This window comes from Serratia sp. BNK-12 (assembly GCF_047456085.1).
GTDB classification, from domain to species: domain Bacteria; phylum Pseudomonadota; class Gammaproteobacteria; order Enterobacterales; family Enterobacteriaceae; genus Serratia; species Serratia liquefaciens.
The window spans coordinates 5,260,225-5,275,174 of sequence record NZ_CP179896.1 but is presented as its reverse complement, the minus strand read 5'-3'; the positions used below and the strand labels follow the sequence as shown (position 1 = coordinate 5,275,174).

The 14,950-nt window shown below is 55.2% G+C and carries 13 protein-coding genes; 9 read left to right on the top strand and 4 right to left on the bottom strand.

All coding sequences use genetic code 11. The features are described from left to right. Positions 1-58: 58 nt before the first annotated feature. Genes gpmM through ACMGG1_RS24570 form a run of 3 tightly spaced genes read left to right on the top strand, consistent with a single transcriptional unit; the run spans position 59 to position 3,915 of the window. Entirely contained in the window at positions 59-1,603 is a 1,545-nt protein-coding gene (gene gpmM, locus ACMGG1_RS24580; protein WP_414161081.1) for a 2,3-bisphosphoglycerate-independent phosphoglycerate mutase, read from the top strand. A 9-nt stretch (positions 1,604-1,612) separates the two neighbouring features. After that, positions 1,613-2,947: a murein hydrolase activator EnvC gene (gene envC, locus ACMGG1_RS24575; RefSeq protein WP_128865468.1), complete on the top strand. Its 1,335-nt coding sequence runs from the start codon at positions 1,613-1,615 to the stop codon at positions 2,945-2,947. 2 nt (positions 2,948-2,949) lie between these two features. Further along, a complete protein-coding gene (locus tag ACMGG1_RS24570; protein WP_115060818.1) occupies positions 2,950-3,915 on the top strand; it encodes a divergent polysaccharide deacetylase family protein in 966 nt (321 codons plus the stop codon). Between the two features lie 32 nt (positions 3,916-3,947). Here ACMGG1_RS24570 and tdh read toward each other — a convergent pair whose 3' ends face one another. Continuing rightward, on the bottom strand, positions 3,948-4,973 hold the full coding sequence (gene tdh / locus ACMGG1_RS24565) for an L-threonine 3-dehydrogenase (protein ID WP_044554904.1): 1,026 nt from the start codon (positions 4,971-4,973) through the stop codon (positions 3,948-3,950). A gap of 9 nt (positions 4,974-4,982) precedes the next feature. Next, positions 4,983-6,179: a glycine C-acetyltransferase gene (gene kbl / locus ACMGG1_RS24560; protein WP_046374879.1), complete on the bottom strand. Its 1,197-nt coding sequence runs from the start codon at positions 6,177-6,179 to the stop codon at positions 4,983-4,985. Positions 6,180-6,419: 240 nt separating this feature from the next. Here kbl and rfaD point away from each other — a divergent pair, with 240 nt between their 5' ends. Genes rfaD through ACMGG1_RS24530 form a run of 6 tightly spaced genes read left to right on the top strand, consistent with a single transcriptional unit; the run spans position 6,420 to position 12,801 of the window. Beyond that, positions 6,420-7,349: an ADP-glyceromanno-heptose 6-epimerase gene (gene rfaD / locus ACMGG1_RS24555; RefSeq protein WP_020837590.1), complete on the top strand. Its 930-nt coding sequence runs from the start codon at positions 6,420-6,422 to the stop codon at positions 7,347-7,349. Positions 7,350-7,371: 22 nt separating this feature from the next. Next, positions 7,372-8,418, top strand: a complete 1,047-nt coding sequence (rfaF, locus tag ACMGG1_RS24550; protein ID WP_020837591.1) for an ADP-heptose--LPS heptosyltransferase RfaF — start codon at positions 7,372-7,374, stop codon at positions 8,416-8,418. 2 nt (positions 8,419-8,420) lie between these two features. After that, positions 8,421-9,386, top strand: coding sequence for a lipopolysaccharide heptosyltransferase RfaC (gene rfaC, locus ACMGG1_RS24545; RefSeq protein WP_130016864.1), 966 nt, complete (start codon positions 8,421-8,423; stop codon positions 9,384-9,386). Further along, the gene (locus ACMGG1_RS24540; protein WP_414161079.1) at positions 9,383-10,546 is read left to right on the top strand and encodes a glycosyltransferase; all 1,164 of its coding nucleotides are present in this window, start codon (positions 9,383-9,385) and stop codon (positions 10,544-10,546) included. Before rfaC ends, ACMGG1_RS24540 begins: the two co-directional genes overlap by 4 nt. Before the next feature lie 28 nt (positions 10,547-10,574). Then, the gene (locus ACMGG1_RS24535) at positions 10,575-11,813 is read left to right on the top strand and encodes an O-antigen ligase family protein (protein ID WP_122080462.1); all 1,239 of its coding nucleotides are present in this window, start codon (positions 10,575-10,577) and stop codon (positions 11,811-11,813) included. Positions 11,814-11,817: 4 nt separating this feature from the next. Next, positions 11,818-12,801 (top strand): glycosyltransferase family 2 protein, encoded by a 984-nt coding sequence (locus ACMGG1_RS24530; RefSeq protein ID WP_142816213.1) that lies wholly within the window; start codon positions 11,818-11,820, stop codon positions 12,799-12,801. A gap of 1 nt (position 12,802) precedes the next feature. Here the strand turns inward: ACMGG1_RS24530 and ACMGG1_RS24525 are convergent, their stop codons facing one another. Beyond that, on the bottom strand, positions 12,803-13,900 hold the full coding sequence (locus ACMGG1_RS24525) for a glycosyltransferase family 9 protein (protein ID WP_142816212.1): 1,098 nt from the start codon (positions 13,898-13,900) through the stop codon (positions 12,803-12,805). A 1-nt stretch (position 13,901) separates the two neighbouring features. Beyond that, positions 13,902-14,858 (bottom strand): polysaccharide deacetylase family protein, encoded by a 957-nt coding sequence (locus ACMGG1_RS24520; protein ID WP_128865462.1) that lies wholly within the window; start codon positions 14,856-14,858, stop codon positions 13,902-13,904. Between the last annotated feature and the right edge of the window lie 92 nt (positions 14,859-14,950).

Genomic DNA, 14,950 nt, shown 5'->3' with positions numbered 1-14,950 from the left:
ACTCCGGCATCGGGCAGATGGCTATTCACAACTTAAAATTCATAATGAGGTTAATGCAATGTCGAGCAACAAAAAACCGATGGTACTGGTGATCCTGGACGGCTACGGCCACCGTGAGGAGCAACAGGACAACGCCATTGTGAACGCCAAAACGCCGGTGATGGATCGCCTGTGGCAACAACAGCCGCATACTCTTATCGCCGCATCCGGGCTGGATGTCGGCCTGCCTGACGGTCAGATGGGCAACTCGGAAGTCGGCCACGTCAACCTGGGGGCCGGGCGCATCGTTTATCAGGATCTGACCCGGTTGGATAAAGAAATCAAAGAAGGCGATTTCTTCGTTAACCCAACGCTGACGGCGGCGGTCGACAAGGCCGTACAGGCCGGCAAAGCAGTGCATATCATGGGGTTGCTGTCGCCGGGCGGCGTGCACAGCCACGAAGACCATATTCTGGCCATGATTGAACTGGCCGCGCAACGCGGTGCCAAAGCCGTTTACCTGCATGCCTTCCTCGACGGTCGCGATACCCCGCCACGCAGTGCTGAACCCTCCTTGCAACGCTTTAGCGATACCTTTGCCAGCCTCGGCTGCGGGCGTATCGCATCGCTGATCGGCCGTTACTACGCCATGGACCGCGACAACCGCTGGGATCGCGTTCAACTGGCTTATGATTTACTGACCCAGGCCAAGGGCGACTTTGTCACCGACAACGCCGTTGCTGCCCTGCAGGCCGCTTACCAGCGCGGCGAGAACGACGAGTTCGTCAAGCCGACCGTTCTCCAGACTGCCGGGGAGGCCACGGCCGAACTGCACGACGGTGACGCACTGATTTTCATGAACTTCCGCGCCGATCGCGCACGCCAGATCGTTCGTGCCTTCGTGAAGGCGGATTTCGACGGTTTCCCACGCGCCAAAGTCATCAACTTTGGTGATTTCGTGATGCTGACCGAATACGCGGCCGACATCAAAGTTCCCTGCGCCTATCCGCCGGCATCGTTGAACAACACCTTCGGCGAATGGTTAATGAAGCATGACAAAACCCAGCTGCGCATTTCGGAAACCGAAAAATACGCCCACGTCACCTTCTTCTATAATGGCGGCGTTGAAGAGCCGTTTGCCGGGGAAGAACGTGTGCTGATCAACTCACCGAAGGTCGCGACCTACGATCTGCAGCCAGAAATGAGCGCCGCCGAACTGACCGACAAACTGCTGACCGCCATTAACAGCGGCAAGTACGACGCCATCATCTGCAACTATCCAAATGGCGATATGGTGGGTCATACCGGGGTTTACGACGCGGCAGTGAAAGCGGTGGAAACGCTGGACGGCTGTATCGCCCAGGTCGTCGAAGCGGTGAAAGCCGTCGACGGGCAACTGCTGATCACCGCCGACCACGGTAATGCCGAGCAAATGCGCGATCCGGCGACCGGTCAGGCGCACACCGCCCACACCAGCCTTCCGGTACCGCTGATTTACATCGGCAAGCCTGCCCGCGCAGTCAACGGCGGCAAGCTTTCGGACATCGCGCCGACCATGCTGACGCTGATGGGAATGGAAATCCCGCAAGAGATGACTGGTAAGCCGCTGTTCATCGTGGAATAATCCTTCCCTATGAGGGAAAAGGCGTTTTTTGCACTATCAAGGGTAACCCGAAGCGCAAACTCAGGCAGCCAGCCGCTGCCTGAACGCACCGCGCCAAGGAAGTTAACCACCCTGTGCGCCAGCGTATTTTACGCTGGCGTCTTGTTGTTGCCGTTAGCCAGCCAGGCGGCGGAAGACAATAAATCCCAGCTCAAAGACATCCAGCAAAGCATCGCCGAGAAAGAAAAGGCGGTTAAGCAGCAGCAGCAACAGCGCAGCTCATTGCAGGATCAGCTTAAGCAGCAAGAAAAAACCATCGCGCAGGCCAGCCGCCTGCTGCGTGACACCCAAAGCACATTGAGTCAACTGGGGAAAGATATCTCCGGCCTGAATGCCTCAATCGCCAAGCTGCAAAAGCAGCAATCCACCCAGCAGGAAATCCTCGCCAAACAGCTCGATGCCGCCTTCCGCCAGGGCCAGCACAGCGCCGTGCAATTGATCCTCAGCGGTGAAGAGAGCCAGCGTAGCGAGCGTATTTTGGCTTACTTCGGCTACCTGAACGACGCGCGTCAGCAAACCATTGAAGAACTGAAGCAAACCCGCGCCGAGCTGGCAAAGCAAAAAACCACGCTGGTGGCCAAGCAGGGCCAACAGAAATCGCTGCTAGGGGAACAACAAACGCAGCAGCAGAAGCTGGAGCAGGCACGCGGTGCACGTAAGAAAACGCTGACCGCGCTGGAAGCCTCGCTGGAAAAAGATCAGCAGCGTCTGGTGGAACTGCGCCAGAACGAAACCCGCATGCGCGACAAGATTGCCCGGGCCGAACGAGAAGCCCGTGCCCGAGCGGAACGCGAAGCGCGTGAGGCCGCCAAGGTTCGCGAGCAGGTTCGCGTCAAAGAACAGCAGGCGAAGAAAACCGGCACCAGCTATAAGCCAAGCGAAGCCGACCGCTCATTGATGGCCCGTACCGGCGGCCTTGGCAGACCGAATGGGCAGGCAATCTGGCCGGTCCGCGGCCGCACGTTGCATGGTTTCGGTGAACAGCTGCAAGGTGAACTACGCTGGAAAGGCATGGTGATCTCCGCCGCCGAAGGCAGCGAAGTGAAAGCTATCGCCGACGGCCGCGTGCTGCTGGCCGATTGGCTGCAGGGCTATGGCCTGGTTGTCGTCATCGAACACGGTAAGGGTGACATGAGCCTGTACGGCTACAACCAAAGTGCACTGGTCAACGTCGGGGCACAGGTGCGCGCCGGCCAACCGATAGCCCTGGTAGGCACCAGCGGAGGCCAGGGAACGCCGTCGCTCTATTTCGAAATTCGTCGCCAGGGTCAGGCCGTTAACCCACTACCGTGGTTGGGAAGATAGATTTGCGCTATAACAAAATCCGTACTGCCGTCTTGATTGGTTGTCTGCTGCAGGTCTGCGCCGCACAGGCAGGGAAACTCTCCATCGTCATCGATGACGTGGGCTACCGCCCGCACGAAGAAGGTGCGGTGCTGCAAATGCCGACGGCCATCTCCGTTGCAGTGCTGCCCAACGCCCCCCATGCCCGCTTAATGGCCACCCGCGCCCACAGTCAGGGCCGGGAAGTACTGATCCATATGCCGATGGCGCCGCTCAGTAAGCAACCGCTGGAGCGTGACACGCTACAGCCTTCCATGAGCAGTGAAGAGATACAGCGCATTATCCGCAATGCGGTCAATAATGTGCCCTATGCGGTGGGTATGAATAACCACATGGGGAGTGCCATGACCTCCAGCTTGCCCGGTATGCAAAAAGTCATGCAGGCGCTCGACAGCTATCAGCTCTATTTCCTCGACAGCATGACCATCGGCAACAGCCAGGCCACCCGAGCGGCGGCCGGCACCCATGTGAAGGTGATCAAGCGTAAGGTGTTCCTGGACGATACGGCCAGCGAAGCCGATATTCGCCGCCAGTTCAACCGGGCGGTCGAATTGGCACGGCGCAACGGTTCCGCTATTGCCATTGGCCACCCACGGCCGGCGACGGTGAAAGTGCTGCAGCAAATGCTGCCTACGCTGCCAAGCGACATCGTGCTGGTGAAACCCAGCTCGCTGCTGAACGAACCACAGGGCGGCGGTAGTGGCGGCAGCTATGTTCCACCACCGGTCAAACCGCAGAAACCGCAGCCGAAGAACCCGTTCAATGGCGGGATCAAGCAGTGTAAGGTCAAGTTGCCGAAGGAAAAAGTCAACGCGGGCAAGGTCATGAGTGTGATCGGCGAAAGCGTGACCCAGTCGCCGGCCGTGACCTTCATTAAACGTCAGTGGCAACGCTGGACGGACTCAACGCCAGACAAACCTAAAGCATAAAATCAGGGCCGGAATTCCGGCCCTTTTTACTGTTAATCCCAGCTCAAAATCACTTTCCCGGATTGGCCGGAACGCATGGCATCAAAGCCCTGCTGGAATTGGTCGATCGAGAAACGGTGAGTAATGATAGGCGTCAGATCCAAACCAGACTGAATCAGCGCCGCCATCTTATACCAGGTTTCAAACATCTCACGACCGTAAATCCCTTTGATAAACAGCCCCTTGAAGATCACCTGATTCCAGTCGATCGACATATCCGACGGTGGAATACCCAGCATGGCAATACGCCCACCGTGGTTCATCGCATTGAGCAACGAACGAAACGCCGGTGGCGCACCGGACATTTCCAGCCCAACGTCAAAGCCTTCGGTCATCCCCAACTCGGCCATCACGTCGTTCAGGTTTTCTTTGCTGACGTTCACCGCACGGGTCACGCCCATTTTACGCGCCAGATCCAAACGGTACTCGTTAACGTCGGTAATCACCACGTGGCGAGCGCCAACGTGCTTACATACCGCTGCGGCCATGATGCCAATCGGGCCGGCGCCGGAAACCAGCACGTCTTCGCCCACCAAATCAAACGACAGCGCGGTGTGCACCGCATTGCCGAACGGGTCGAAGATTGACGCCAGTTCATCGGAGATATTATCCGGGATCTTGAAGGCATTGAACGCCGGGATCACCAGATACTCAGCAAACGACCCTGGACGGTTCACGCCCACACCGGTGGTGTTGCGACACAGGTGCGTGCGGCCACCCCGGCAGTTGCGGCAATGGCCGCAGGTGATATGGCCTTCGCCTGAAACGCGGTCGCCGACGTTGAACCCTTTGACTTCCTGGCCGATGGCAACCACTTCACCCACGTATTCGTGGCCGACGACCATAGGCACCGGGATGGTTTTCTGTGACCATTCATCCCAGTTATAGATATGAACATCGGTACCGCAGATCGCGGTTTTACGGATTTTAATCATGATGTCGTTATGACCCAGCTCCGGCTGAGGCACATCGGTCATCCAAATCCCTTCTTCCGCTTTCAGTTTTGACAATGCTTTCATGGTTTTACCTTATGCAATAACGCCAAGATCTTTACCGATACGAATGAACGCCGCAACAGCACGCTCAATTTGCTCCGGGGTATGATCGGCAGACATCTGGGTACGGATGCGTGCCTGGCCTTTCGGCACCACCGGATAGAAGAAACCTGTTACATAGATGCCTTCCTTGAGCAACGCATTGGCGAATTCCTGCGCCAGTTTTGCTTCACCCAACATCACCGGGATGATGGCGTGATCGGCCCCGGCCAGCTCAAAGCCCGCCGCGGTCATTTTTTCACGGAACAGGCTCGCATTGGCCCACAGGCGATCGCGCAGTGCATCGCCCTCTTCCAGCAATTCCAATACTTTGATCGACGCTGCAACAATCGCCGGCGCCAGCGAGTTGGAGAACAGATAAGGGCGCGACCGCTGACGCAGCCACTCCACAACCTCTTTCTTCGCCGCGGTATAGCCGCCGGAAGCGCCGCCCAACGCCTTGCCCAAGGTACCGGTAATGATGTCGACGCGCCCCATCACTTCGCAATACTCGTGGGTGCCACGCCCGTTGGCGCCAACGAAACCAACCGCGTGGGAGTCATCCACCATCACCAACGCCTGATATTGGTCCGCCAGATCGCACACGCCTTTCAGGTTGGCGATCACGCCGTCCATGGAGAACACGCCGTCGGTGGCGATCATGATGTGCCGTGCGCCATCAGCCTTGGCCTGCTTCAGCTGTGCGGCCAATTCAGTCATATCGTTGTTGGCGTAGCGATAGCGCTTCGCCTTGCACAAGCGGACACCGTCGATGATCGAAGCATGGTTCAACGCATCAGAGATAATGGCGTCTTCCGGACCCAGCAGGGTTTCGAACAGACCCCCGTTGGCGTCAAAACAAGAGGAATACAGGATGGCGTCTTCCATCCCGAGGAAATCGGCCAGCTTTTTTTCCAGCTGTTTATGGCTATCCTGGGTGCCACAAATAAAGCGCACCGACGCCATGCCGAAACCGTGGCTGTCCATACCGGCCTTGGCCGCCGCGATCATCGCCGGGTGGTTAGCCAGGCCCAGGTAGTTGTTGGCGCAGAAATTGATCACATGGCTGCCGTCGGCTACGGCGATATCAGCCTGCTGAGCGGTAGTAATAATGCGCTCTTCTTTGAACAATCCCTCGCTACGGGTGGTCTCAAGTTGTTGTTCCAACTGCTGATAAAAAGACGCGGACATTCGGTTATCTCCAGGATTGGGCTGTTTTCAACATATTTTACTGATTTGTAACCAAACTGACGAGAATCAGCGGGAGAGAATATGAAAATTGCAGCAGATATCACGGCAAAGTACTGCAGTGCTCGACATCACGGGATATTCAGAGCCCGTCCGATGTTTGCAGCGGCATGAAATGCTATTATAAGCGGCATTGAGCGTGGGACACCGTGTCCCACCGGGCAGAATAACAGGGGTAACCCAATGATTATCGTCACTGGTGGCGCCGGCATGATCGGCAGCAATATCATTAAAGCGCTGAATGACACAGGGTATCGCGATATCCTGGTGGTAGATAACCTGAAAGATGGCACCAAATTCGCCAACCTGGTCGATCTCGACATCGCCGACTATATCGACAAAGAAGATTTCATCGCCAATATCGTGGCCGGTGACGATCTGGGTGAAATCGACGCGGTTTTCCACGAAGGTGCCTGCTCGTCCACCACCGAGTGGGACGGCAAGTACATGATGGACAACAACTATCAGTACTCTAAAGATCTGCTGCACTACTGCCTGGATCGCGAAATTCCGTTCCTGTACGCCTCTTCTGCAGCCACCTACGGCGGTCGTGAAGAGTTTATCGAAGAGCGCCAGTTTGAAGAGCCGCTGAACGTTTACGGCTACTCGAAATTCCTGTTCGACCAGTACGTACGTGAAATTCTGCCTGAGGCAGACTCGCAGATCTGCGGCTTCCGTTACTTCAACGTCTACGGCCCGCGCGAAGGCCACAAGGGCAGCATGGCCAGCGTGGCATTCCACCTGAACAGCCAGATCAACCGCGGCGAGAACCCGAAACTGTTCGACGGCAGCCAGAACTTCAAGCGTGATTTCATCTACGTCGGCGACGTAGCGGCAGTGAACCTGTGGTTCTGGAAAAGCGGCGTCTCCGGCATCTTCAACTGCGGCACCGGCCGTGCGGAAACCTTCCAGGCGGTGGCCGACGCGGTAGTCGACTTCCATCAGAAAGGCGCAGTGGAAAACATCCCGTTCCCGGAAAAACTCAAAGGTCGTTATCAGGCGTTTACCCAGGCCGACCTGACCAAGCTGCGCGCCGCCGGCTATGACGCACCGTTCAAAACGGTCGCCGAAGGCGTGAAAGAGTACATGGCCTGGTTGAACCGCACCGCCTAAGCTGAAGGAACAAACGTAGGGTATGAAAATACTGGTTATCGGCCCTTCATGGGTTGGCGATATGATGATGTCGCAAAGTCTCTACCGCACCCTGAAGGCCGAGCACCCGACGGCAGAAATTGATGTGATGGCGCCGGCCTGGTGCCGTCCATTGCTGGCGCGTATGCCGGAGGTCAACCAGGCCCTGTCGATGCCGTTAGGCCACGGCGCATTGGCACTCGGTGAGCGTCGACGTCTCGGGCATGCCCTGCGCGCTAACGGATACGATCGCGCTTATGTGCTGCCGAACTCCTTCAAATCTGCGCTGGTGCCCTTCTTTGCCCAGGTGCCACGGCGCGTTGGTTGGCGCGGGGAAATGCGCTATGGCCTGCTGAATGATATTCGCGTACTGGACAAGGCCGCCTTCCCGCTGATGGTGCAGCGTTATGTCGCGCTAGCCTATGACAAGCAACGTATTCAACGCGCAGAAGATCTGCCGCAGCCGCTACTGTGGCCGCAACTGCAGGTCAGCGACGAAGAGATTGCCGAAACTACCGCCGCCTTCAACCTGACCGATCATCGGCCGATCATCGGCTTTTGCCCCGGCGCCGAGTTCGGTCCGGCCAAACGCTGGCCGCATTATCACTATGCCGCTCTGGCACAGAAGCTGATCGATCAGGGTTATCAAATCGCCCTGTTCGGTTCCGCCAAGGATAACGAGGCGGGCGAACAGATCCGCGCTGCGCTGGATGACGACGCCCGCGGCTTTTGCATGAACCTGGCTGGGGAAACTCAGCTGGAGCAAGCGGTGATCCTGTTGGCCTCCTGTTCGGCCGTGGTCAGTAACGACTCAGGTTTGATGCACGTTGCGGCGGCGTTGAATAAACCGCTGATAGCCTTGTACGGCCCGAGCAGCCCGGACTTCACGCCGCCGCTGTCCGACAAGGCCAAAGTGATCCGCTTAATTAGCGGTTACCATAAGATACGCAAAGGCGATGCCGATCAGGGTTACCATCAAAGCCTGATCGATATTCAGCCACAGCAGGTGTTGGACGCGCTGACGCCGTTACTTGCCGCCAGCGAGGAATAAGCATGCAGGTGTTGATTGTAAAAACCTCTTCCATGGGAGATGTACTCCACACGCTACCTGCGCTCACCGACGCCATGCAGGCCATTCCCGGTATTCGCTTTGATTGGGTGGTTGAGGAAAACTTCAGCCAAATCCCCACCTGGCATCCGGCGGTGGACCGTGTGATCCCAGTGGCGATACGCCGCTGGCGCAAAAACTGGTTTGGCAGTGAAACTCGCCAGCAACGCTGCGACTTTAAACGCGTGGTGCAGGAGCGAAATTACGACGCGGTGATCGACGCCCAGGGGTTAATCAAAAGCGCCGCGCTGATCACTCGCATCGCCAAAGGCAGCAAACACGGTCAGGACAGCAAAAGCGCCCGTGAGCCCTTCGCCAGCTGGTTCTACAACCACCGCTACGATATCGACAAACAGCAACATGCCGTTGAGCGTACGCGCGAGCTGTTTGCCAAAAGCCTGGGCTATGAAAAACCCGACAGCGTCGGCGATTACGCCATTGCGGCCCGCTTTCTCAGCCATCTGCCGGCCGATGCTGGCCAGTATCTGGTGTTTTTGCATGCTACCACCCGCGATGAGAAGCACTGGCCGGAAACACACTGGCGCGATCTGATCGCGTTAACTGAGCCAACCGGTTTGAAGATCAAACTACCGTGGGGCGCAGAGCACGAGCGTCAACGCGCACTGCGTCTGGCGGAAGGTTTCCCGCACGTCGAGGTTTTACCCAAGCTCAGTCTGCAGCAGGTGGCCGAAGTGCTGGCCGGTGCGAAATGCGTGGTCTCGGTTGATACCGGCCTTAGCCACCTGACCGCCGCGCTAGACAGGCCGAATATCACGCTGTTTGGTCCCACCGATCCAGGATTGATCGGTGGTTACGGTCAGAATCAACATTCTCTGATTTCCCCAGAAAAAAGCATGGCGACGCTCTCCGCCGGTTCAGTCTGGGCCGAGTTGCAAAAGGTTATTGGATGAAAAAGCTGCACGTTATCAATTTAGGGAAGATGGGTGGCGTCGAACGCCTGTTCCTGCAGTATATCAACGACACTACCGACGGCAGTAACGAGGTGATTTGCATCAGTAGCGAGGTCGGTGAAGAGATCCGCCGGCAAATGCCTGACCAAAAAGTTACCTTTGCCAACCGGCTGGTGAACGCTTTGCCACTGCGCTGCCCGCAGTTTTTACGCAAATACCTGCTGAAAAGCAAAATCGAAAAGGCCAATGCCGACGTGGTCATCGTTTGGGATCTGGTACCCGGTCTGGCCGCCAAACCGAAACGCGGTAAGCTGGTTTACTACGATCACGGTTGTTCATGGCGCTACCCGAAGAATCACAAAACCTTGCGTTTTCTCGCCATGCTGGACGGGGTGATATCGGCTTCATTTGCCTCAAAACGGGTGATGGAACTGCGCTTTAATTTGCCCTGTCCGAATCACGTGGTGATCAACCGACTGAAAACGCCCTCCGGTATCAGCGATAGCCTGAAACCACTCAGCAAGCCGATCAGAATAGGCACCGCCTCTCGCCTGGTCAGCCTGAAAGGCATCAGCGTGTCGTTACTGATGATGCAGGAACTGCTGTGCCGCGGGCATGATGTCACTCTGGAAATTGCAGGCAAGGGACCCGACAGGGCAGAATTTGAAGCCTTGGCGGAAAAGCTCGAGCTGGGCGACCGGGTCATCTTCAGCGGTTTTCAGGATAACGTTGCGGATTTCTTCAACCGCACACATATCTATATGAGTACGCCGATCACCGAGCCCTTCGGCTTATCCTGTATGGAAGCGTTGTATTTCGGCGTGCCGGTCATATTCCCGCAGGTCGATGGTCAGCCAGAGGTGATCAAAGATGGGCACTGCGGTATTGGCTTGCTCCCCTCGGTAACGATTGATGAACATCAACGGCTAACGGGTATCAAGGTGGATTTCCCTCACGATGTCTATGATCCACTCAGCGATACCTTGGTCATGCCGAAACTGCTGTCACATCTTGAGTGCGCAGATGCAGTGGAAAAGCTGATAGTGCCGGAAACATATCAAAGTATGAGTCAAAATGCGCAGCGTTACCCGGTTGAACATTTCAGCTACGCTATGTTCAAAACAGAATTTGACGACGCGCTGAAATCATTTACTGCTTAACATTAATGCGAGCCGGAAACCCAGCCCCATGCAACTACTCAAAGAAACCACACCGCACCCTGTCTTCAGTTATCTGATCTATTTGGGATGCGCTATCGCGTTTTGTACTATCCCCTTCGGTTCCGACACCGGGCGCAATCTTTTTTATGTCGCCAGCTATATCTCATTTATCGCCGTGTGTTTAAACCTGAAGTATTACTTTAAAAACAAAAAAAACCTTATCGTACCCGTTCTGTTTTTCTGCGTAGGCATGGGGAGCATTTTCTGGTTGCAGCACTTTAAACAACCGGGCGATTACATCAATATTTACCGCTCATACATGTCGACCGGCAAGCTGCAGATCGCCACCGCCTTTATTCTGCTGATTGCGTTAAATGAACGCCTTTGCATGCAACGCGCCTTTATTGTTATTGCGTTGGTGACGGGTATTGCGGTCAACGGTTATTCCCTTTATCAGGGCTTGTGGCTGGATATTGGCCGCGTAGAGATTAACTTCGATCGCGCTACCGTTGCCGCCTATTTGATTACCGCCATCAATCTGGTCATGCTGCAGGCAATTCTGATGCTGCGAACGAAATACCGCATTCCGCTCTATATCATCGGCTTTCTGGTCACCTTATCCACGCTGGTGCTGACCGGCACCCGGGCGGCGATGCTGGTCTACCCGGTCGCGGTAGGCCTGTCGATACTGGCGACAAAAAACCTGATTTCCCATAAGCACAAAATCCTGCTGATAGCTTCAGTACCTTTATTGTTGGTCGCCTGCGGGTTCATCTTTAAACCACAAATTGAACAGCGTATTGCCGATTTTAAAACCAACATGCAGCAAGCGAATAATCCAGAAATCGACAATTCCATTATGTCACGCCTTACGATGCAAATAATCGGGGTGCGTACCGGAAACCTGGCCCCGTTGGGACAATCGGCAGAACAGCGCGGAGAGGAAATCAAAGCTATAGTTGCCAAGCAGCCCGAACTGTATGGCGTAATGCCTTATATCAATGTTCATATGCACAATGAGCTGCTGGAAACCTACTCGCTCAAAGGCGTCTGGGGGGCCCTGTTTTTACTGGCGCTGTACATCGGCTTATTTGTTTCCTCATTAAAGCCTCACCGCAATGCACTGTTGCTGGGTGTGACCTTCAGCCTGTTTGTTTATGGGCTCAGTGACGTCATATTCTTTAGCACTGAAGGTACGGCGATTTTTTGCCTGGCGATCGTTGCCAGCGTGCTTTCAGTGAAAAAAACGTCGGTCGCTCAGGATTAACCTCATGAACTCATCGCCGCCTCTGCTCAGCGTTATCGTGCCATTTTACAACAACGAAAATTTCGTCGTTGCCAGCCTGAGCTCGCTGTTTAACCAGATCGGCGATGATATCGAGGTGGTCATCATTGATGACGGCTCGACCGACAAGTCCGCCTCGCTGGTGCGCCAACTGTTAGCCGAACGCCGGCATCCCCAGGTGGTCTTTATTTCGCAAGAAAATAGCGGTATCGCCCACGCCCGCAACGTCGGCTTGCAGCTGGCTACCGGGCGCTATGTCACCTTCCTCGACGGCGACGACTTGCTGAGCAGCGACTATCTGGCCATTCTGCGGCCATTGCTGCTGGCAAACGAAGACGACCTGATCGATTTTAATTATCAGAAGTTTGCTGACAGTCCGCCGGTACAGCCTGTTGGCACCGCGATCCGCAGCAGCACTTATGACTTTGCTGGCCAGGGCCTGGCCTGTCTCACCCCGTTATTTTCCCACTCAATGTGGCACCTGTGGAGCCGTGTCTATCGACGCTCATTGTTGGAAGGTGACCGATTCGAAGACGGTCGACGCTATGAAGATGTCATTTTCACGCCTTTTCAATATTTCAAAACGCGCAAAATTACTCATCTCGACCACGTGCTCTATTTCTATCGAGATAACAGTCAGGGGATCACCCGCAATATCAAATCCAAGGATATTGAGGACATGCTTTTTGCGACGGGGAAAATGTTGAGTTTTGTCGAACAGCACCGAGATGACGAGCCACTGCGCCAACTGGCGGCTCTGATGCTCGGGAACTGTTTTTCAGAAATCAGAGCGATGTCGAAAGCGCTGTACGGTTACTATCACTATGAACCGGAAACACTACGTACCTTCAAACGCCTGGCTGAAGTCTGCAGCAACAGCGGCGTACCGCGAAAAAAGATCCGGCAAATGCGGTACGCACGAGTGGACACCTGGCTGTCAAAAATGCGCTGGCAACTGAAAAAGCGCTAACTCACTCTTTATTCAGCGATAAATGATCCACCACTTCAGCGTAAATACGCTGTGGTTGGATCACGCCCATCGGGCTTTCAGCCTCCAGCGGCATAGTATAGCCGGTACGGGAAACCTGAATGATCCGATGCAGCTCCGGATCCTGAATCGGTCCGGTAGAACGCGAATCCGCGGTGACAAACAGGCTGATGGTTTTTACCTTCAGCGCCACGGCTAAATGCAGTGGGCCGGTATCGCCGGTAACCAACACATGGAAGCTGTCGATCAGCGTCAGCAACGTCTGCAGCCCCGTTTTACCGATGCGGTTGTCTACACACTCCCGGGTTTGAGGGCTAACCTGGCTCAGAAACTGCTGCGCTTTCCCTTCGTCGAAAGGCCCGCCAATCAGTACGATGCGCACATTGGCATGCTTGGCCACCAGCTCATCGGCCAACCGAGCAAAATGCGATACCGGCCAACAGCGCGATTCGGTAGACGCGCCCAACTGAAAGCCTATCGTACAGTGCTCGCTGCTTTTGACGCCCGGTTGATACGGCGCGGGAATTTCCATGGTGGGATCGTCGCTGCGGCAACCCAAAATGGAAATCAGCTCCAACTTGCGGCGAATAAAATGGCCGTAGTAATGGAAGATATAGTTGGTCAACCAAGGTTCCAGCCCACAAATTCCGGAGCTGTAGTTATCCCGGATAATGTATTTAGCCCCGGATAAGACGGCGCTGATAATGTCGTACGGCAGATGTGAGTGCAGGATCAACGCCAAATCCGGCTGATGTTCGCGCAGCGATTTCAACAGCGGACGTAGACTTTTGATTTTGCTGTCCCAATACACCACGCGATCGTAGTAGCGGCCGTTTTCCACCAGCTCCTGATTCTTCTTGTGAACCACCAGAGTAATATGCGCGTTCGGATAGCGTTCACGCATCGCCCGCAGCGCAGGCGTGTTAAACATAAAGTCGCCCAACGCCGTCGTGGAATAGATGACGATATTGTCAAATTGAAGCCGACTGTCGAAAGTCGCCTTATCCTGGAAACGGCCGGACTTTGCGGTATAACGTCGCAAAAACCAATCCGCGACCTTAATTTTCCATTTTTTCGACATGTCAGTTCACTTTAAGTTGATAATACTCGGCCAGCGTCATGCCAACCGTACGCTGCTGCAGCCAGGCGAACAGCTGCTCTAAATCACGGTACAACACTTCAATATCCTGTTCGGTCTTAAAGGTTGGGCTGCCACCCGGCATAAACTCGGAAGAGTGGAGCATAAATTCCACGTAATCATGCCCCTGCGCCAAACAGCGCTCAGCCACAAGCTTCATTTTTTCCAGGTTTCCGCCGCTTGGGCGCAGCCAGTTGACCGACGGCGAACGTTGTTTGCCACGCAGCCGATCGTAACCCTGCTTCAGCGTATTCATCAGCGCAGAATGTTTATATTGAATGCTCATCGGCACTTCCAGCAGAGATGAGGAACCCGCTCTGGCGATATTTTCCGGATCGATAAAATAGGCCTGCGATGGGAAATGGCGATAGTCAGTGCCGCCGTTACCCTGCGGGTTGCCCGGTGAGTACTGCCAGTTAACGCGCGGCGTAACCGAGCAATCCACCTGATAACCATACTCCAGCAGCAAGGCGGCATAGTATTCGTTAAACGCCCAACGCCCGGCGCGATGGCTGAGCATTTTTGTCTGGAAGCTGTCTTCCAACAGTTTGGTCATGTGATCGACCTTGGCGCGGATTTGCTCGGCCGGGTATTCGATCAGATAGGGTTTGTGTCGCCAGTCATCTTCGGTCAACGGCGTCAGCGGCGGGCTGTTCCAGGCATGCAGATGCATTCCCACTTCGCCGGTGCCGCGGGCAATCACATCGCGAGCGAACTCGACATATTCTGCATCCATCGCCATTTCATAGTTGGTGAGGTACACCGGCTTAAAGCCATATTTCTCACACAGCGCCTGAAAGCGCGGCAAAAAGCGCGTGTTATCGGTCGAAATGCGATCGTGGTTTTGCCACAGATTGTCGCCTTCGGTATCAATGGTGATGAGAAATGCCGGTTTGGTCATAAATATCGGGCCTGATATCAACAGAATGCATTATGTTACGCAGGGCGTTTCGCCAGGGCAAACGACTTTAGTGCCTGGTTTTGACAACGTTG